Raw genomic sequence first — 18,438 nt, 5'->3', positions numbered from 1 at the left:
GATAGCAACGAACCAAAAGGTAAGGACCAAACGGAAAACCAATCTAATACCAATTCAGGTACAAAAGCTTTACCAAATACTGGTGAAACTAATAGCCCATTCTTTACAGCTGCTGCAATGGCTGTCATTGTAAGTACAGGTGTATTATATGGTTTAGCACGTAACAAGAAAAGTGAAGAGACAGAGTAGTAAGTCTGGTAACGTACTCATATAGGCTCTTTATTAACTGTAGTGAGTTGACTGCATCTAACATCGAGAGAGGACAAAAAGTTGTCTTCTCTCTTTTGATGTTTAAGGCAATGAAAATGTGTGTTTTAAAGTTTGAAAAGTTTTAAAATCCGGAAGCTAGGTATTTGAGGTCCTTGATAAGCTTACTGATTGACTCCAAATTGGCATTGAAAATAAGAAAGCTTCAAGGTGCTCAGGATCTTGTTCTTGCCTTTCAAGAATGTCCTGAAGATAATCTGAAAGATAGGACGGACATTCGAGTAGGAGAAGTCGTTTTTGAATGAAAACTCTTTTAGTTTTGAGCCGTATATTTTTGTAGTAAAAAACATACCCGACAAAGGTAAGTGTAACAGTGGTACTGACATCTTAGATGATAATAGTAAATCAGTCCGTTCTCTTTGTAAGTTAATTTCATCGAAAAAGCACCCCAAAAGTTAGTCAGGAAATCTAACTTTTGGGGTGCAGTCGATAAAGGTAAGTGCTAGTTTTTTTATTGTTCAATCTTTACTGAAAAAGAATGGAGGTGCAAATTGTTTTAATTTGTTAAAACAGTCTTGCGCTTTTTGATTGTCCTCACAGATAATCAAGCAGACATCATCACCACAGACGGTTGCAACAATCTCAGAAAACTCCAAAGCGTCTAAGATAGAGCCGAATGATTGTGCCAAACCAGGGAGCGTTTTCATAACAACTTGATTTTGAACGGGTCGCAGCATAATCAAAGCATCTTCCATGTAGAGGCGCAAGCGCTTTTCCCAGCGTGAAGGCGCCATGCTGTTGATAATGTAATAAGAAACATCCGCTTCGTGCACTTTTACTAAATTTAAAGCTTTGATGTCGCGAGAAAGAGTAGATTGTGTGACAGTAACACCGTTTGCAGAAAGCAAATCTTGTAATTCTTGTTGTGTATGAATCTTTTTCTCTAGGACAAGCGAACGAATTAATCGATGACGGCTTTCAATTTTATTCATATTTCACCTATTATTTTATAAACATAGCATCTCCAAAGCTGAAAAAGCGGTATTTTTCATCAATGGCATGTTGATAAGCGGAGAGCACCAATTCTCGACCTGCAAAGGCTGAAACGAGCATAACGAGAGTTGACTTGGGCAGATGGAAATTGGTAGAGAAAGCGTCCACGACTTTCCAATCGTAACCTGGTTTGATAAAAATGTTGGTCCAGCCGGAGTCAGCTTTAATTTCTCCATTAAACTTTGAGCCAATTGTCTCTAGTGTACGGATAGAAGTCGTTCCGACAGCTATGACACGTTTTCCACTAGCCTTGACTTGTCGAAGCGTTTCAGCGGCCTCTTCTGATAAAGTGTAAAATTCTGAGTGCATTTCATGTTCATCTACATTGTCTACAGAGACAGGTCGGAAGGTGCCTAGTCCGACGTGAAGCGTTAGATAAACTAAGTTCACGCCTTTTGCTTCAATCTTAGCAAGTAATTCTTTTGTAAAATGAAGCCCCGCAGTTGGAGCAGCGGCTGAGCCATTTTCTTTTGCATAGACAGTCTGGTAGCGTTCACGGTCTTTTAGCTTTTCATGGATATAAGGCGGCAAAGGCATTTCGCCGAGACTATCAAGCACTTCTAAGAAAATCCCTTGATAGTGAAAACGTACAATTCGTCCGCCATGTTCTAATTCTTCTACGACGGTTGCTGTCAAGCGTCCATCGCCAAAAGAAATAGCCGCTCCAACTTTTAAGCGTTTGGCTGGCTTTGCCAGCACTTCCCAATCATCACCTTCAGTGTTTTTCAAGAGTAGCAATTCAACATGCCCACCTGTTTCAGGTTTTTCACCGTGAAGGCGTGCTGGTAAAACGCGCGTATCATTCATGACCAAAGCATCACCAGGATGTAATTGATCAATAATTGCATCGAAGTGCGTATCTTCCATTTGACCAGTTTTGTGATTTACGACTAAGAGACGTGAGGCATCCCGTTTTTCTAAAGGGGTTTGTGCAATTAATTCTTCTGGCAAATGAAAGTCAAAATCAGCAGTATTCATATATTCTCCTTAGGCTGTAATTAAAATCCATAACGAATAACAACAAGCAACAAGTGGCAGGCACATGAGTAAAATGCCTAAAATCAATAGGGTATAATACCAGATTCGCTTGGTTTTGAAAAGGAGCGCAGCGATAACAAATGCAACTCCCAGTAAAAATAAACAGAGTAAATAGACTAACATTCTTCTATTATAGCACGATTTTTCGTGCAAACAAGCTCGGATTTTTTAAAAAGAAACAAATTCTCTTGACAAAAATTGGTCTATACCATATAATGTAATTAAATAAGGAAAAGGAGTTTAGCGATGAGAATTATTCAAGTGGAAAATCAAGCAGCCGGTGGCAGAGTAGCCTTTGAATTGTTAAAAGAAAAATTAGCTGAAGGAGCAAAAACGATAGGTTTGGCAACAGGAAGCAGTCCTTTGAGTTTTTATGAGCAAATTGTTGAAAGTGACCTTGATTTGTCAGACTTAACCAGTGTGAATCTAGACGAGTACATAGGATTAAGTGGGGAAAATCCTCAGTCTTATCGTTATTTTATGCAAGAACATTTATTTAATCAAAAGCCTTTTAAAGAAAGCTTTTTACCAAATGGTGTTGCTGAAGACGCGGAAGCAGAAGTGAAACGTTACAACCAAATTTTGACAGAACATCCTGTTGATTTGCAAATTTTGGGAATTGGTACAAATGGTCATATTGGGTTTAATGAACCAGGGACGAGCTTTGATAGCACGGTTCATGTAGTGGATTTGGAGCAATCAACTATTGAAGCGAATGCTCGTTTCTTTGATAAAATAGAAGATGTACCGACGCAAGCTTACTCAATGGGGATTCGGAATATTCTCGATGCAAAATCTATTATTTTATTTGCTTATGGTGCTTCAAAAGCTAAAGCGATTGCAGGAACAGTAGAAGGACCGATTACAGAAGAATTGCCTGGAAGTGCTCTTCAAAAACATGAAGATGTGGTTGTTATCGCAGATAAAGAAGCCTTAAGCATTTTAAAAAAATAAGAATCTATTTCCTATCTAATTTTTAGGTAGGTTTTTTATTATTTAAAAAAAATTCCTTATCTTACAGGGAAAATATGCTATACTAGAAGGTAAGTGAGAACTCAGGAGGATTCTAGTGAAAAAGTTGTTAACTATTGTTTGTTTTTTTGTGTTGTGTGTGGGAACAATCACTATTCATGCGGACGAGTTAGTTGATATGGCGCAAAAAATGTATCCAGACGAAAAGGTCAATCCAATCAATCGTCCGAAATCATCCTTGATAGTAGATGCTAATACGGGAAATATTCTTTGGCAAGATAATATCGATGAAGTTCGTGACCCAGCTAGCATGAGCAAATTGATGACTTTGTATTTAGTTTTTGAAGCGATTCAGCAAGGAAAGTTGAGTGAAAATACAGTTATCAAAGCGACACCACGTGATCAGGCTATTGCAAATATTTACGAGATTTCCAATAATAAAATAGCATCCGGTGTAGATTATACTGTTTCTGAATTGATTACCATGACAGCAGTTCCTTCATCAAATGCAACGACAGTTATGTTGGCGAATTATCTATCAAACAATGATCCAGATACATTTTTGGACATGATGAATGCCAAAGCAAAAGAGTTGGGCATGACCAATACAAAATGGTTTAATGCCAGTGGAGCTGCAGCGGTTTCTTTTAAAGGATTATACACGCCACAACGTTATGATAATAATGCTGCCAATCAGACAACAGCACGTGATTTAGCTATTTTAAGCTACAATTTTGTCAAAAATTATCCAAATATTTTAAATTACACAAATAAATCAGTTGTAACGGTGAAAAAGGGAACGCCGTATGAAGAAACTTTTGAAACTTATAATTACTCACTTCCTGGTGCAAGATATGCTATAAAGGGGGTTGATGGCTTAAAGACAGGATCAAGTCCACGAGGAGCTTTTAACTACATTGCAACGATTAAGCGTGGAAAACAACGCTTGATTAGTGTTATCATGGGAGTTGGGAATTGGTCTGACCAAGATGGAGAATATTACCGCCATCCATTTGGCAATGCCTTGATTGAGAAAGCTTATGCTGATTATGAGTACAAAAAAATTTTCAAGGCTGGAGAACAAACAATCAATGGAAAAAGATATAACCTGTCAAAAGATTTCTATGCAACTGTGAAAAAAGGGGCGTCAGCAAAACCAGTTGTGGAAAATGGAGTGTTAAAAAATGATAATGGTCTGAAGCAACTTTCTTCGCTCATTGCAGATGGAGAAAGTGTCACAGACGTAAAGAAAAGAGCAACATCAACAGTACAAAGTACTATAGCAAAGTCTAACGGAAAAAGTTTGAAGCAACTCTTTTTAGATTATTATATTTTTATTGCAGTTCCCATAGTGATTTTTTTGTTGATTATTGTTTTTGAAATCATGAGACGAAAGCAAAAAAGAATTCGACGAGATCATAGTGATACCCGGCTTTCTCGTCGTCGGAAGCGTTAAATATATAGTATGGGACAGAAAACTCGATTGGTGATTCCAGTCGAGTTTTATCACTCTGTTTAGGGGGAAGGAAAAATTATGTTTAGGAAATTTCAAAATAGCTATTTTGCCTATTTTTTAATGTATAACTTTTATTTTTTAGCATATGCACTTTTTTCGACTTTAATTTCAGTATATATGCTTGATAAGGGTTATTCAGCTAGTCAGGTGTCACTTGTTGTCTCTGCCTCATTCTTTTCTTCTATGATTGTTCAGCCACTCATGGGGATTTTAAACGATAAGATTGGCATTAAAAAAGTGACCATTTATAGTTTTCTTCTGATTAATATAGCTGCAATATTTTTTATGCAAGCCAATAATCTTTTATTGTTGACAGTCTGGTATAGTGCTGTTTTAATGTTGGTCAATGGAGTCAATCCTGTTATGGATGTGTTGGCTGCTAGAAGCCCTTATACTTATGGGAAAATCCGTATCTGGGGTACTTTTGGTTATGCAATGGGCTCACAATTAGCAGGATTGATTTATAAATTCATCTCACCGCAAGCAATTTTCATCGTGTTTATCGGTATGATGTGTGTGAGTATTCTTGGGGTATTTGGGATTGACCCAAAACATAATCAAGGTTCAAAAAAAGCCACACAAATGAAAAATGACTCTTCTATTGGGAAAATTTTCAAAAACAAAACATATTTGTTTTATCTTCTTATCGTGGCACTCTATTCTGGAGTTGGAAATACAGGGCATACATATATCCCTTCTATGCTAGAACATAGCGGTTTAAGTGTTAATATGGCGACAACTGTAGTAGCTATTTCTGTAATTTGTGAGTCGCCATTGATTTTCTTTTCTTATCTTTTTATGGATAAGGTTCCAATTAAAAAATTGCTCTATATTCCTTTGGGGATTTTGCTTTTACAGTATGTGATTTATGGATTGGATTTGGGGCTTACTTCCAAAATTCTCTTAACTTTAATGTCAAAGCATGCTACAGGTATGTTGTTGATTATGGTGACTTTGAAGATTGTTGCTAACATAGTAGATGAGAATTATTTGGTCACAGCTATTGCTTTGGTGCAGACAGCGCGCAATTTGGGAACCATTCTTATTCAAAATATTGCAGGAGATATTATTGATAAATCTGGCTATGAAATGATGAGTTTTTTCTTAGCTGGTGTAATGGTTCTAGTGCTTGTTTTAGCTTTCTTTTTGAAAGTACCAAACAAGTCAAATCAGAAATTGTTTGGTTAAGAGAAGTATAAAGGGACTGGATTTTTTCCAGCCCCTTTATTAAGTACTTTGTCACTTTTGATGTTTGAATAAAAAGAGGCATGTACAGATAATGGAATCAATAGCTCGATAGATAGCTAAAAATGATAGTCTAATAGTAAAAGGTGATATTAAATCAAGGGAAGTTCCGTTTATTAAAGTCTACCTATGAATACGAATCTATCATTTTTCCGCATTATTGTGGCAAAAATATAGATTTTAAAAGCGCTTTCTTAGATGTATAATGAAAATATCAAAATCAGGAGGACTTTAGATATGTCAACTTTTAAAGATGGATTTCTCTGGGGTGGAGCTGTTGCGGCACATCAACTGGAAGGTGGCTGGCAGGAAGGTGGAAAAGGTATCAGTGTGGCGGATGTTATGACCGCAGCTCGTCACGGAGTGCCTCGGGAAATTACCCCAGGGGTCCTAGAAGGCAAGTACTATCCTAACCATGAGGCCATTGATTTTTATCACCGTTACAAGGGGGATATTGCTCTTTTTGCGGAGATGGGCTTCAAGTGTTTCCGGACTTCTATTGCCTGGACGCGGATTTTCCCTAAAGGAGATGAAACAGAACCTAATGAAGCTGGCCTGCAATTTTATGACGACCTTTTTGACGAATGCCTCAAGTATGGTATTGAGCCGGTTATCACTTTGTCTCACTTTGAAATGCCTTATCATTTGGTAACCGAGTACGGTGGTTGGAAAAACCGTCAGGTGATTGACTTCTTTGTCCGTTTTGCAGAAGTTGTTTTTGAGCGTTATAAGGATAAAGTCAAATACTGGATGACTTTCAATGAAATCAACAATCAAGCTAATTATCAGGAAGATTTTGCCCCCTTCACCAACTCCGGGATTGTCTATAAAGAAGGCGATGATCGCGAAGCAATCATGTATCAGGCTGCTCACTATGAGTTAGTAGCTTCAGCACGAGCAGTTAAGGTTGGTCACGAAATCAATCCCGACTTCCAAATCGGTTGTATGATTGCCATGTGCCCTATTTATCCGGCTACTTGTAATCCAAAGGATATTCTTATGGCTATGAAAGCTATGCAGAAGCGTTATTACTTTACAGACGTGCATGTCTTTGGTCGATATCCTGAGCATATTCTCAAATACTGGGAAAGAAAGGGAATCAAGGTGGACTTTAGCAAGCAGGATCAGGAAGACTTGCTGGCGGGCACTGTTGACTATATTGGCTTTAGCTACTACATGTCCTTTGCTATTGACTCCCATCGGGAGAATAACCCTTACTTCGACTTGTATATAATCCAATATTGACCGTTCCGTTTATTTTGGCTCCCATCGTCTCTGCTTCGATTGGTTACTGGTCTGTTCAACTTGGACTAGTTGGTAAAGCGATTGCCCAAACACCATGGCCAACACCTATTGGTATTGGTATTGGAGCATACGTTGGTTCAGGTGGTAATATTGGTGCCTTTGTGGTTGCACTTATCTGTGCTCTGGCTGCCTTTGTAATTTGGTATCCATTTATTAAGATGTATGATACTAAGTTGTACAAAGAAGAAATGAACGGTGCTGAAGCGATTCAATAAATTTGTTTCCCCTTATAAAAGATTTGAGAAACTTTTTCGGAAGTTTCTCTTTTTTGCGAATAATTTCAGTAAAAGGGGAAAATAATTTATGCTAATAGCTTGTCAGGAAAATGGGAACCTACTAAATGCTGTGGAAGATACGGTAAATACGCTGGATAAATTTCTCTGTCCAGCTTGTTTGGAGGCGGTCCGTTTTAAAAAAGGAAGAGTCATGCGACCACATTTTGCTCATATTTCTTTAAAAGACTGTCATTTTTATACGGAAAATGAAAGCGCAGAACACCTGAATTTGAAAGCTGCCTTGTTTACTTGGGCCAGAAAGTCTAATCATGCAGTTCAAGTGGAAGCGTATTTACCTAAATTGCAACAAATTGCAGATCTGTTAGTAGAGAAACAGATTGCGCTTGAAGTTCAATGCAGTTCGCTGAGTCAAAAGCGCTTAAAAGAGCGTACGGACAGTTATCATCAGCACGGTTATCATGTTCTTTGGCTATTAGGAAAGAAACTTTGGCTGAAAGATTCTTTAACTAATTTACAAAAAGATTTTCTTTATTTCAGTCAAAATATGGGCTTTTATCTGTGGGAATTGGATGATAAAAAGCAGGAGATTCGGCTCAAGTATCTGATTCACGAAGATTTGCATGGTCGAGCTCAATATAAGGTCCAGTCTTTTCCTTTTGGTCAGGGCAGCCTTTTGACTGTTCTACGAACGCCCTTTCAACGGCAGGAGATGACCAGTTTTTTAGCAAAAGAGGATAAAAATATTTGCCGTTATGTTCGTCAACAGCTCTATTATCAACAACCTAAATGGATGAAATTACAGGCAGAATTGTATCAAGCGGGTGATAATTTATTGACTAAAACGGCTAGTGACTTTTATCCGCAGGTTCAGCCTGTTCGTGCCAGCTCTTTTTGTCAGATTTTTCAAGACCTCACACCTTATTACCAACAATTTTCAGCTTATTATGAAAAGGAAAAGAATAAAAATTTCCAAATTCTCTATCCCCCAGCTTTTTATACAAGGATTTTATCAGTATTTATGATAGAATAGGAAAGACGGAGGAAATTTTATGGCAAAACAAAGAAATGAAATTGAAGAAAAATACACTTGGGATTTAACGACGATTTTCCCAACGGATGAAGCGTTTGAAATGGAATTAGCGCAAGTTTCAAAGGAATTAAAAGAAGCTAGTCATTTAGCAGGTCATCTTTTGGATTCAGCCGATAGCCTTTTAAAAACGACAGACATCCAAATGGATTTAATGCGTCGTATTGAAAAGCTCTATTCCTATGCTCACATGAAAAATGACCAAGATACGCGTGTGGCAAAATATCAAGAGTATCAAGCCAAGGGCATGGCTATTTATAGCGAGTTCGGGCAGGTGTTTGCTTTCTATGAGCCAGAATTTATGGCAATTACAGATGAACAGTATCAGGTTTTCTTAGTTGAAAAACCTGAATTGCAAATCTATCAGCACTTCTTTGACAAGTTATTGCAAAAGAAACCTCACATCCTTTCTCAACGCGAGGAAGAATTGTTGGCAGGTGCTGGTGAAATTTTTAGTGCTGCTGGTGATACTTTTGGAATTTTGGACAATGCCGATATCGTCTTTCCAATTGTACATGATGAAGAAGGCAATGAAGTACAATTGACGCATGGAAATTACATTAGCTTAGTGGAGTCAAAAAATCGTACAGTCCGTAAGGAAGCTTATGAAGCACTTTATAGCGTTTATGAACAATATCAACATACTTATGCTAAGACACTCCAAACAAATGTTAAGGTGCATAATTACAATGCAAAAGTACGTAAGTTTTCTTCGGCACGCGAAGCAGCCTTGTCTGCTAACTTTATTCCAGAAAGTGTTTATGAGAGCTTGGTGTCTGCAGTCAACAAACATTTACCGCTCTTACATCGCTATGTTCAGTTGCGAGCTAAGATTTTAGGCATTTCAGATCTCAAGATGTATGACGTTTATACACCGCTATCAGAGATAGATTATAAATTTACCTATGAAGCAGCTTTGATGAAAGCGGAAGAAGTTTTAGCAATTCTTGGAGATGATTATCTTAACCGAGTGAAAAAAGCCTTTTCAGAGCGTTGGATTGATGTTTGTGAGAATCAAGGTAAACGGTCAGGAGCTTATTCTGGCGGCTCTTACGATACTAATGCTTTTATGTTGCTGAATTGGCAAGATACCTTAGATAATCTCTTCACCTTGGTTCATGAAACGGGTCATAGTATGCATTCTAGCTATACTCGTGAAACACAGCCTTATGTTTATGGTGATTATTCTATTTTCTTAGCTGAGATTGCTTCTACTACCAATGAAAATATACTGACGGAGAAATTATTGGAAGAAGTAGATGACGATCAAACTCGTTTTGCGATTCTGAATCATTTCTTGGATGGCTTCCGCGGAACTGTTTTCCGCCAAACTCAATTTGCTGAGTTTGAGCATGCTATCCATAAGGCTGATCAAGAAGGTCAAGTCTTAACTAGTGAATTTTTGAATAATTTATACGCAGATTTGAACGAAAAATATTATGGCTTGACGAAAGAAGATAATCCACAAATTCAATACGAATGGGCACGGATTCCTCATTTTTACTATGACTATTATGTATTTCAATATGCGACTGGTTTCTCAGCAGCATCTGCCTTAGCCGATAAAATTGTCAATGGAACACAAGAAGATAAAGAGAAATATCTCCATTATCTCAAAGCAGGAAATTCTGATTATCCGCTGAATGTCATTAAAAAAGCTGGTGTTGATATGGAAAAAGAAGACTATCTCAATGCTGCCTTTGCAGTCTTTGAACGTCGTCTTGACGAATTTGAAGCACTTGTAGAAAAGTTGGGCTTAGCATAAATGGTTAAATCCTATAGTAAAAATGCCAATCACAATATGCGTCGCCCCGTTGTCAAGGAAGAAATAGTTGATTTTATGCGGACACGGCAAAAACGAGTTTCGGGCTCCTTAGAAGAGCTCGAAAATTTTGCTCATGAAGAAAATATTCCCATTATTCCTCACGAAACAGTTGCATATTTTCGTTTTTTGTTAGAAACGTTACAGCCTGAAAAAATTTTGGAAATTGGGACAGCCATTGGTTTTTCAGCACTTTTAATGGCAGAACATGCACCACATGCGCAAATTACAACGATTGATCGCAATCCAGAAATGATTGCTCTTGCTAAAGCAAATTTTGCCAAGTTTGATAAGCGCAGGCAAATTACATTGCTTGAAGGAGACGCAATGGCTATTCTTCCCAGCTTGAAAGATTTCTATGACTTTGTCTTTATGGATTCTGCCAAGTCCAAATACGTTGTTTTTCTGCCGGAAGTTCTGAAACACCTTGATTCGGGAGGAATTATCATCATAGACGATGTTTTCCAAGGTGGAGATGTTGCTAAGGATATAATAGAAGTACGTCGAAGTCAGAGAACCATTTATCGTGGCTTGCAAAACTTATTTGATGCAACGCTTGATAATCCAGATTTAACAGCTACCTTATTACCGCTTGGTGATGGTTTGCTGATGATTCGAAAAAAATGAGATATTTGTGATTTTCTTATTATTAACAAGTTTTTAGAAAAATTTAAGATATTAAATTAATTTTATGGTACAATAAGAAAGTGAATTAAATAAAGGAGTTTTCATAATGAAGAAAAAAATTCTAGCAGGAGCTATTACGCTTTTGTCAGTTGTAACATTAGCAGCATGCTCACAAGCTGGTGGTAAAGACATTATCACGATGAAGGGAAATACAATTACTGTCAGTGATTTTTATAATAAAGTAAAAAATAATGCAGCTGCTCAACAAGTACTTCTCAATATGACCATTCAAGAAGTTTTTGAAAAGAGTTATGGTAAGCATGTTACAGAAAAAGAAGTCACTGAAACGTTCAATAAGAGTAAGAGCACTTACGGAACTGCTTTTCAACAAGTATTGGCAAGAGCAGGATTGACGGAAGATACTTATCGTGAACAAATCAGAACCAACAAATTGGTCGAATATGCTGTCAAAAAAGCAGCTGAAAAAGAATTGACAGATGCAAATTATAAAAAAGCATACGAATCTTATACACCAGAAGTGACTGCTCAAATTATCAAAGTAGATAACCAAGACAAAGCAAAAGAAGTATTGGCCAAAGCAAAAGCCGAAGGTGCTGATTTCGGACAAATTGCCAAAGAAAATTCTACAGATAAGAAGACAAAAGATAAGGGTGGCGAAGTGAAGTTTGACTCAGCTTCAACAGATGTTCCAGATGCTGTTAAAAAGGCTGCTTTTGCTCTTGAAGCAAATGGTATTTCTGATGTTATCACCGTTAAATCATCAACCTATTCTTCAAGTTATTACATTGTGAAACTAAATAGTAAGTCTGAAAAATCAGCAAACTGGAAAGACTATAAGAAACAACTGAAAAATGTTATCTTGACACAAAAGCAAAACAATCGAACCTTTATTCAAAGAATTGTTGCCAAAGAATTGCAAGCAGCTAACATTAAAGTGAAAGATCAAGCTTTCCAGAATCTGTTCTCACAATATGTCAAGTCAGATAGCAAATCAACATCTAGCTCGTCATCTTCATCAAAATAAGTTGACGAAAAGCTCATAAGCGAGTATAATAAATCTATTGAGAATTGATTTTTGACCTCTTAGCCCAGAGAATTGGCGGTGCTGCAAGCCATGTGAGAGCTAAAACCATGCTACTCAGAGAAAAAATTGCATACATAATGAGAATGACAAGTTCATTGAATGAAGGTGGTACCGCGGTTTTTCGCCCTTCGTCTAGTGAACTTGTTTTTTGTCGAGGAATTATCATGAAAACCTACCTTGTAAAGCAGAAATTTCGCTTTGGTGGTGAAAAGTTTGATATCAAAGATGATCGAGGAAACGTTGATTATCAAGTGGAAGGAAGCTTTTTAAAAATTCCAAAAACCTTCACCATTTATGACTATAAAGGTGAATTAGTGAGTCAGATTAGTAAAAAAACACTTACTTTTTTGCCCCAATTTGAAGTTCAATTGTGCAATGGTTCGAATTTTTATATTCGTAAAAAATTTACCTTTTTACGAGATAAATATGAATTTGACAACTTAGGTTTGCGCGTGGAAGGAAATATCTGGGATTTGGAATTTCGTTTGCTAGATGATCAGGGACAAGTAATTGCAGAGATTTCAAAAGAGTTATTTCATCTGACTTCCACTTATCAGGTTACGATTTATGAGGATTCCTATGCTGATTTGATCATTTCATTATGTATCGCCATTGACTATGTGGAGGCTCTCGAAAATAGCTCTTAGAGTTCGAGATAGGCAATAGGAAAATCATCTAAAGAAAAGTTTTAAGGAGAAGAAAAAATGAAACAATTATCGAGCGCTCAAGTACGCCAAATGTGGTTAGATTTTTGGGCTTCAAAAGGGCATGCTATAGAACCGTCTGTTAGTTTAGTGCCAGTCAATGACCCAACCTTGCTGTGGATTAACTCTGGGGTTGCAACGTTAAAGAAGTATTTTGATGGCACTATTATTCCAGAAAATCCACGGATTACCAATGCGCAGAAAGCGATTCGGACGAATGACATTGAAAATGTCGGAAAAACAGCGCGTCATCATACCATGTTTGAAATGTTAGGAAATTTTTCTATTGGTGATTATTTCCGTGATGAAGCAATTGAGTGGGCCTTTGAACTCTTAACCAGCCCTGAATGGTTTGATTTTCCGAAAGATAAGCTCTATATGACTTATTATCCGGACGATCATGATTCTTATAATCGTTGGATTTCAGTTGGCGTAGATCCAAGCCATTTGATTCCAATTGAGGATAATTTTTGGGAAATTGGTGCAGGACCTTCTGGGCCCGATACAGAAATTTTCTTTGACCGTGGAGAAGCTTTTGATCCTGAACATCAAGGACTTCGTTTACTTGCAGAAGATATTGAAAATGATCGTTACATTGAAATTTGGAATATTGTTCTGTCTCAATTCAATGCAGATCCATCTATCCCACGGAGTGAATATAAGGAGCTACCTCACAAAAATATTGATACAGGTGCAGGTTTAGAGCGTTTGGTGGCGGTTATCCAAGGGGCAAAAACAAATTTTGAAACAGACCTCTTTATGCCAATTATCCGCGAAGTAGAAAAATTATCCGGTAAGAATTATAATCCAGACGGAGATAATATGAGCTTCAAGGTCATTGCAGACCATATCCGTTCTTTGTCATTTGCTATTGGGGATGGTGCTCTTCCGGGAAATGAAGGACGTGGCTATGTTTTACGCCGCTTGCTCCGCCGAGCTTCTATGCATGGTCAAAAATTAGGAATCAATGAGCCTTTCCTTTACAAACTCGTTCCAACAGTTGGGAAAATTATGGAAAGTTATTATCCAGAAGTGCTTGAAAAGCAAGATTTCATCGAAAAAATTGTCAAAAGTGAAGAAGAATCATTTGCTCGTACACTTCATTCAGGTCAACACTTTGCACAAAGTATTGTAAAGGAACTAAAAACAAAAGGACAGTCTGTTATTTCAGGAACTGATGTCTTTAAACTTTATGATACCTATGGTTTCCCAGTAGAATTGACTCAAGAAATCGCTGAAGAAGCAGGTATGACAGTAGATCGTGAAGGTTTTGAAGCTGCTATGAAAGAGCAGCAAGAACGAGCGCGGGCTAGCGTTGTTAAAGGTGGCTCTATGGGCATGCAAAATGAAACACTGCAAAATATCACGGTTGAAAGTCATTTTAACTACGAAAAAGAAACCTTATCTGCGAAGTTGGTTGCAATTGTGGCAGCTGACGAAGAAGTTGAAGAAGTTTCAACTGGGAAGGCTTACCTTGTTTTTTCAGAGACACCATTTTATGCTGAAATGGGGGGACAAGTGGCAGACCATGGACACATTTTTGACTCTGAAGGTCAACTCGTTGCCCAAGTTGTAGATGTTCAAAAAGCCCCAAATGGACAACCGCTCCATACGGTAGAAGTGCTAACACCACTCACGTTAGGCCATGAGTATAAACTTGAAATTGACCACGATCGTCGTCACCGTGTGATGAAGAATCACACTGCAACACACCTACTTCATGCGGCTCTTCATCATGTCTTAGGTAAACATGCAACGCAAGCAGGCTCTCTCAATGAAGTAGAATTTCTTCGATTTGACTTCACTCATTTCCAAGCAGTTACAGCAGAAGAGCTACGTCGCATTGAGCAAGAAGTTAATGAAAAAATCTGGGAAGCAACTGACATCAAAACGATTGAAACAGACATTGATACGGCTAAAGAAATGGGTGCGATGGCTCTCTTTGGAGAAAAATACGGAAAAGAAGTTCGTGTGGTGACAATTGGAGATTACTCTATTGAGTTGTGCGGTGGTACTCACATGAAAAATACTTCTGAAATTGGTCTTTTCAAGATTATTAAAGAAGAGGGAATTGGCTCAGGAACTCGTCGCATTCTTGCGGTAACCAGCAAAGAAGCTTTTGAAGCCTACCGTGACGAAGAAGATGCGCTAAAAGCCATTGCTACAACGCTCAAAGTTCCTCAACTAAAAGAAGTCTCTCATAAAGTTGAAACTCTTCAAGAGCAATTACGTCAATTGCAAAAAGAAAACGCTGAGTTGAAAGAAAAGGCAGCTGCAGCGGCTTCGGGTGAAGTGTTCAAGAATGTTCAAGAAGTTAATGGACATAGTTTTATCGCCAGTCAAGTTTCTGTATCCGATGCTGGAGCTCTTCGTACGTTTGCCGATACTTGGAAACAAAAAGACTATTCAGATGTTCTTGTCCTTGTGGCAGCTATTGGTGAGAAAGTCAATGTCCTTGTAGCTAGCAAGACAAGGGAGATTCATGCTGGTAACTTAATTAAAGAATTAGCACCAATTGTAGATGGTCGTGGTGGTGGTAAACCAGATATGGCTATGGCTGGCGGAAGCAACCAAGCAGCTATTCAAGAGTTACTAAAAGCCGTGCCAGAAAAATTGTAATGTCATATTACTTTAAGCGAGATAGATCTGTGCTTGTCTCTACAAGGATTTCAAAAAATGAAATCTAAGAGAGTTGCATAAAAATCATACAAAAAACGAACAGTTTCGATATTCTGTTAGTCAGAACATCGGAATTATTCGTTTTTTTATTTGTACGATTAAGTTCTGGCGTTTTATAAATCCAAAAATAGCTTTCATATTTTTGATAGTTACAATTTTATAAAAATATGGTAAAATAGTTTTGGAGATAAAGCGCTTTCATATAGCTAATTATGTTGCGATAAAAAGACAAATATTGCCAGTTAGCGTATGATTTTTTGTAAAAATTTACAAATTTATGACAAAGGAGATGATGTCGTTCAGTAGTACAGTTTAAGGTAGCGGAAACATGATTTTTAAAGAGAGAAAGGAGATTCTTATGGGACTCATTAAAGCAGGAATTGGTGCTGTAGGCGGCGTATTGGCTGACCAATGGAAAGAATTCTTTTACTGTGATGCCATGGACAAGTCCGTCATGGTGGTCAAAGGACAAAAGCAAGTATCTGGACGTTCATCCAATACGAAGGGCAGTGACAACATTATTTCAAATGGTTCTGGAATTGCTGTTGCAGACGGTCAGTGTATGATGATTGTTGAGCAGGGAAAAATTGTCGAAGTTTGTGCTGAGCCCGGTCAATTCACTTACGACACCTCTAGCGAGCCGAGCATTTTTACAGGTAATTTAGGTGATTCCATTAAGGAGACCTTCAAACAAATCGGAAAACGGTTCACTTATGGTGGTGATACAGGCAAAGATCAGCGTGTTTATTATTTCAATACAAAAGAGCTGATTGATAATAAGTTTGGCACTCCAAATCCGATTCCGTTTCGTGTGGTGGATTCAAAAATCGGCTTAGATGTGGATGTTTCTGTCCGTTGTTCTGGTGTTTATTCTTATAAGATTGCAGACCCACTTCTTTTCTATACCAATGTCTGTGGCAATGTTGAAAAAGAATATTTGCGTGAAGAATTAGAATCACAGCTAAAAACCGAATTTATCAGTGCCCTCCAACCAGCTTTCGCTGCATTATCTGATCTAGAATTGCGGCCAAATCAAATTGTTAGCCATAATACAGAACTCGAAAATGCCATGAATGAAGCACTTTCTAGCAAATGGGGAGAACTGCGTGGCTTGAAAGTCATTAGTGTAGCTCTTGGTTCAGTAACTCTTCCAGACGAAGATGCTGAAATGATTAAGCAGGCTCAACGTGTGGCTATTATGAAGGATCCAACCATGGCAGCGGCTACCTTAGTCGGTGCACAGGCAGATGCTATGAAAGCAGCGGCTGAAAATCCAGGTGGTGCGATGACTGGCTTTATGGGAGTAGGAATGGCAGCGGGCGCAGGCGGCATGAATGCTCAAAATCTTTTTGCGATGGGACAAGAGCAAGCAGCTAGTCAGCAAACGCAAACAGCGAGTGCAACCTCTCAAACCCAAACTACTGCAGATAAATGGACTTGTCCAAATGGACATGAAGCTTCAGGTAAATTCTGTCCAGAATGCGGTTCACCAAAACCTGTGAGTGACAGCTGGACTTGTACTTGTGGAACTGTTAATAATGGTAAATTCTGTTCAAACTGTGGAAAACCTAAGCCAGAAACCCGCCGTCAATATCGTTGTAGCAATTGTGGCTGGCAACCAGAAGATGCTTATAATCCACCTAAATTCTGCCCTGAATGCGGCAATGTATTTGATGAAAATGACCTTGTTTAAAACTTTTCTAACTATCTCATAGCTCGATGACAGTAGAAAGGAGGTCATCATGGCTGATTTACAAGAATATAAATGTCCAAATTGTGGTGGTGCTCTTGAATTTAATAGTTCAATCCAGAAAATGAAGTGCCCTTATTGTGATTCCGAATTGGATATGTCAAGTTTGAAGGAATTGGATGAACAATTAAAAACCCAGACTGATGAAAATATGACCTGGAGTACGCAGGCTGGTGGTGAATGGGATACGGGCGAGATTGATCAGCTATCAGTTTATGTCTGTAAATCTTGTGGTGGTGAAATTGTTGCTGACGAGTCAACAGCAGCCACTTCGTGTCCATTCTGCGATAATCCTGTTGTTATGATGGGACGCTTTGCTGGTGATTTAAAGCCAGATTATGTGATTCCATTCAAATTAGATAAAAAGGCAGCAAAGGCGAATCTGAACAAGCATCTCATGGGGAAACGTCTCTTGCCAAAAGTTTTTAAAGACCAAAATCATATTGATGAAGTAAAGGGGGTTTATGTTCCGTTCTGGCTTTTTGACACAGAAGCAGATGCGGATGTTCATTATAAAGCAAGCAGGATTAGAACATGGAGTGATAGTGAGTATGACTATACCGAAACAAGCTATTTTTCAGTTATTCGTTCCGGTCAGTTAGCGTTTGAACATATCCCAGTAGACGGTTCAAGTAAATTGGATGATCAATTAATGGAATCCATTGAACCCTTTGATTTTTCAGAAGCTGTTGATTTTCAGACAGCTTACCTAGCAGGATACCTAGCAGATAAATATGATGTCGGAGCCGAGGAGAGCATTACTCATGCTAACAGCCGTGTCAAGCAAAGCACGGAGGAAGCCTTTGAAGATACAGTTACGGGGTTTTCTACCGTTACTCCAGAATCTTCGAATATTCGCTTGATAAATGGTTCAACTAAGTATGTTCTCTATCCAGTTTGGCTCTTAAATACGACTTGGAAGGGCAAAAAGTTTGTCTTTGCGATGAATGGTCAGACTGGTAAATTCGTCGGAGATTTGCCCTTAGACAAGCAAGCTTATAGACGTTGGCTAATTGGACTGGGCGTGGCAGCAAGTTTAGTTAGTTATGCGGCTGTATGGATGATTCACTTACTGTAAGAAGGGAGGATGAG

14 protein-coding genes and 3 pseudogenes are annotated in these 18,438 nt (G+C 38.2%); 14 read left to right on the top strand and 3 right to left on the bottom strand.

What is annotated here, in order from left to right; translation table 11 throughout:
* On the top strand, positions 1-189 hold a 189-nt coding region (locus HMPREF2963_RS01590), incomplete at its 5' end, for an LPXTG cell wall anchor domain-containing protein (protein WP_148129471.1).
* A 57-nt stretch (positions 190-246) separates the two neighbouring features.
* Here the strand turns inward: HMPREF2963_RS01590 and HMPREF2963_RS09480 are convergent.
* The 3 genes and pseudogenes from HMPREF2963_RS09480 to queA form a co-directional block, all read right to left on the bottom strand.
* Positions 247-488: pseudogene (locus HMPREF2963_RS09480) on the bottom strand (transposase); the annotation flags it as partial.
* 237 nt (positions 489-725) lie between these two features.
* A complete protein-coding gene (locus HMPREF2963_RS01585) occupies positions 726-1,199 on the bottom strand; it encodes an arginine repressor (protein WP_003069883.1) in 474 nt (157 codons plus the stop codon).
* Positions 1,200-1,209: 10 nt separating this feature from the next.
* Entirely contained in the window at positions 1,210-2,238 is a 1,029-nt protein-coding gene (gene queA, locus HMPREF2963_RS01580; RefSeq protein ID WP_070668206.1) for a tRNA preQ1(34) S-adenosylmethionine ribosyltransferase-isomerase QueA, read from the bottom strand.
* A 306-nt stretch (positions 2,239-2,544) separates the two neighbouring features.
* On the opposite strand from queA, the gene HMPREF2963_RS01575 reads away from it, so the two are divergent.
* The 13 genes and pseudogenes from HMPREF2963_RS01575 (at position 2,545) to HMPREF2963_RS01510 (ending at position 18,424) form a co-directional block, all read left to right on the top strand.
* Positions 2,545-3,252 (top strand): glucosamine-6-phosphate deaminase, encoded by a 708-nt coding sequence (locus HMPREF2963_RS01575; RefSeq protein ID WP_070668203.1) that lies wholly within the window; start codon positions 2,545-2,547, stop codon positions 3,250-3,252.
* A 115-nt stretch (positions 3,253-3,367) separates the two neighbouring features.
* Positions 3,368-4,726 carry a DUF1958 domain-containing protein gene (locus HMPREF2963_RS01570; RefSeq protein WP_070668200.1) on the top strand — a complete coding sequence of 453 codons (1,359 nt, stop codon included), beginning with the start codon at positions 3,368-3,370 and terminating at the stop codon, positions 4,724-4,726.
* Positions 4,727-4,804: 78 nt separating this feature from the next.
* On the top strand, positions 4,805-5,974 hold the full coding sequence (locus HMPREF2963_RS01565; RefSeq protein WP_049494016.1) for an MFS transporter: 1,170 nt from the start codon (positions 4,805-4,807) through the stop codon (positions 5,972-5,974).
* 294 nt (positions 5,975-6,268) lie between these two features.
* Positions 6,269-7,255 (top strand): annotated as a pseudogene (locus HMPREF2963_RS01560) (6-phospho-beta-glucosidase); the annotation flags it as partial.
* A pseudogene (celB, locus tag HMPREF2963_RS01555) lies at positions 7,249-7,551 on the top strand (PTS cellobiose transporter subunit IIC); the annotation flags it as partial. The pseudogenes HMPREF2963_RS01560 and celB, both read left to right, overlap by 7 nt.
* 88 nt (positions 7,552-7,639) lie before the next feature.
* Complete coding sequence (locus HMPREF2963_RS01550; protein WP_070668194.1) at positions 7,640-8,602, top strand: competence protein CoiA; 963 nt, start codon at positions 7,640-7,642, stop codon at positions 8,600-8,602.
* A gap of 19 nt (positions 8,603-8,621) precedes the next feature.
* Positions 8,622-10,424 (top strand): oligoendopeptidase F, encoded by a 1,803-nt coding sequence (gene pepF / locus HMPREF2963_RS01545; RefSeq protein ID WP_048800444.1) that lies wholly within the window; start codon positions 8,622-8,624, stop codon positions 10,422-10,424.
* On the top strand, positions 10,425-11,108 hold the full coding sequence (locus HMPREF2963_RS01540; RefSeq protein WP_006270129.1) for an O-methyltransferase: 684 nt from the start codon (positions 10,425-10,427) through the stop codon (positions 11,106-11,108).
* Between the two features lie 106 nt (positions 11,109-11,214).
* Positions 11,215-12,153 carry a peptidylprolyl isomerase PrsA gene (gene prsA / locus HMPREF2963_RS01535; protein WP_020997695.1) on the top strand — a complete coding sequence of 313 codons (939 nt, stop codon included), beginning with the start codon at positions 11,215-11,217 and terminating at the stop codon, positions 12,151-12,153.
* Between the two features lie 137 nt (positions 12,154-12,290).
* Positions 12,291-12,860, top strand: a complete 570-nt coding sequence (locus HMPREF2963_RS01525; RefSeq protein WP_083312517.1) for an LURP-one-related/scramblase family protein — start codon at positions 12,291-12,293, stop codon at positions 12,858-12,860.
* Positions 12,861-12,917: 57 nt separating this feature from the next.
* Positions 12,918-15,536: an alanine--tRNA ligase gene (alaS, locus tag HMPREF2963_RS01520; RefSeq protein WP_037597407.1), complete on the top strand. Its 2,619-nt coding sequence runs from the start codon at positions 12,918-12,920 to the stop codon at positions 15,534-15,536.
* A 418-nt stretch (positions 15,537-15,954) separates the two neighbouring features.
* Positions 15,955-17,289 (top strand): SPFH domain-containing protein, encoded by a 1,335-nt coding sequence (locus HMPREF2963_RS01515; protein ID WP_070668186.1) that lies wholly within the window; start codon positions 15,955-15,957, stop codon positions 17,287-17,289.
* Between the two features lie 49 nt (positions 17,290-17,338).
* Entirely contained in the window at positions 17,339-18,424 is a 1,086-nt protein-coding gene (locus HMPREF2963_RS01510) for a TFIIB-type zinc ribbon-containing protein (protein WP_049517320.1), read from the top strand.
* Positions 18,425-18,438 lie beyond the last annotated feature (14 nt).

Origin of the sequence: Streptococcus sp. HMSC067A03, assembly GCF_001814295.1 — a bacterium.
In the GTDB taxonomy this organism is placed as follows: domain Bacteria; phylum Bacillota; class Bacilli; order Lactobacillales; family Streptococcaceae; genus Streptococcus; species Streptococcus constellatus.
Note: the sequence above shows the minus strand (reverse complement) of the source record. Positions and strands in the feature narration are given on the sequence as shown.

Coding starts and splice junctions, on each gene's coding strand:
- HMPREF2963_RS01585 (WP_003069883.1), bottom strand. CDS start 1,199: ATGAATAAAATTGAAAGCCGTCATCGATTAATTCGTTCGCTTGTCCTA.
- queA (WP_070668206.1), bottom strand. CDS start 2,238: ATGAATACTGCTGATTTTGACTTTCATTTGCCAGAAGAATTAATTGCA.
- HMPREF2963_RS01575 (WP_070668203.1), top strand. CDS start 2,545: ATGAGAATTATTCAAGTGGAAAATCAAGCAGCCGGTGGCAGAGTAGCC.
- HMPREF2963_RS01565 (WP_049494016.1), top strand. CDS start 4,805: ATGTTTAGGAAATTTCAAAATAGCTATTTTGCCTATTTTTTAATGTAT.
- HMPREF2963_RS01550 (WP_070668194.1), top strand. CDS start 7,640: ATGCTAATAGCTTGTCAGGAAAATGGGAACCTACTAAATGCTGTGGAA.
- pepF (WP_048800444.1), top strand. CDS start 8,622: ATGGCAAAACAAAGAAATGAAATTGAAGAAAAATACACTTGGGATTTA.
- HMPREF2963_RS01540 (WP_006270129.1), top strand. CDS start 10,425: ATGGTTAAATCCTATAGTAAAAATGCCAATCACAATATGCGTCGCCCC.
- prsA (WP_020997695.1), top strand. CDS start 11,215: ATGAAGAAAAAAATTCTAGCAGGAGCTATTACGCTTTTGTCAGTTGTA.
- HMPREF2963_RS01525 (WP_083312517.1), top strand. CDS start 12,291: ATGAGAATGACAAGTTCATTGAATGAAGGTGGTACCGCGGTTTTTCGC.
- alaS (WP_037597407.1), top strand. CDS start 12,918: ATGAAACAATTATCGAGCGCTCAAGTACGCCAAATGTGGTTAGATTTT.
- HMPREF2963_RS01515 (WP_070668186.1), top strand. CDS start 15,955: ATGGGACTCATTAAAGCAGGAATTGGTGCTGTAGGCGGCGTATTGGCT.
- HMPREF2963_RS01510 (WP_049517320.1), top strand. CDS start 17,339: ATGGCTGATTTACAAGAATATAAATGTCCAAATTGTGGTGGTGCTCTT.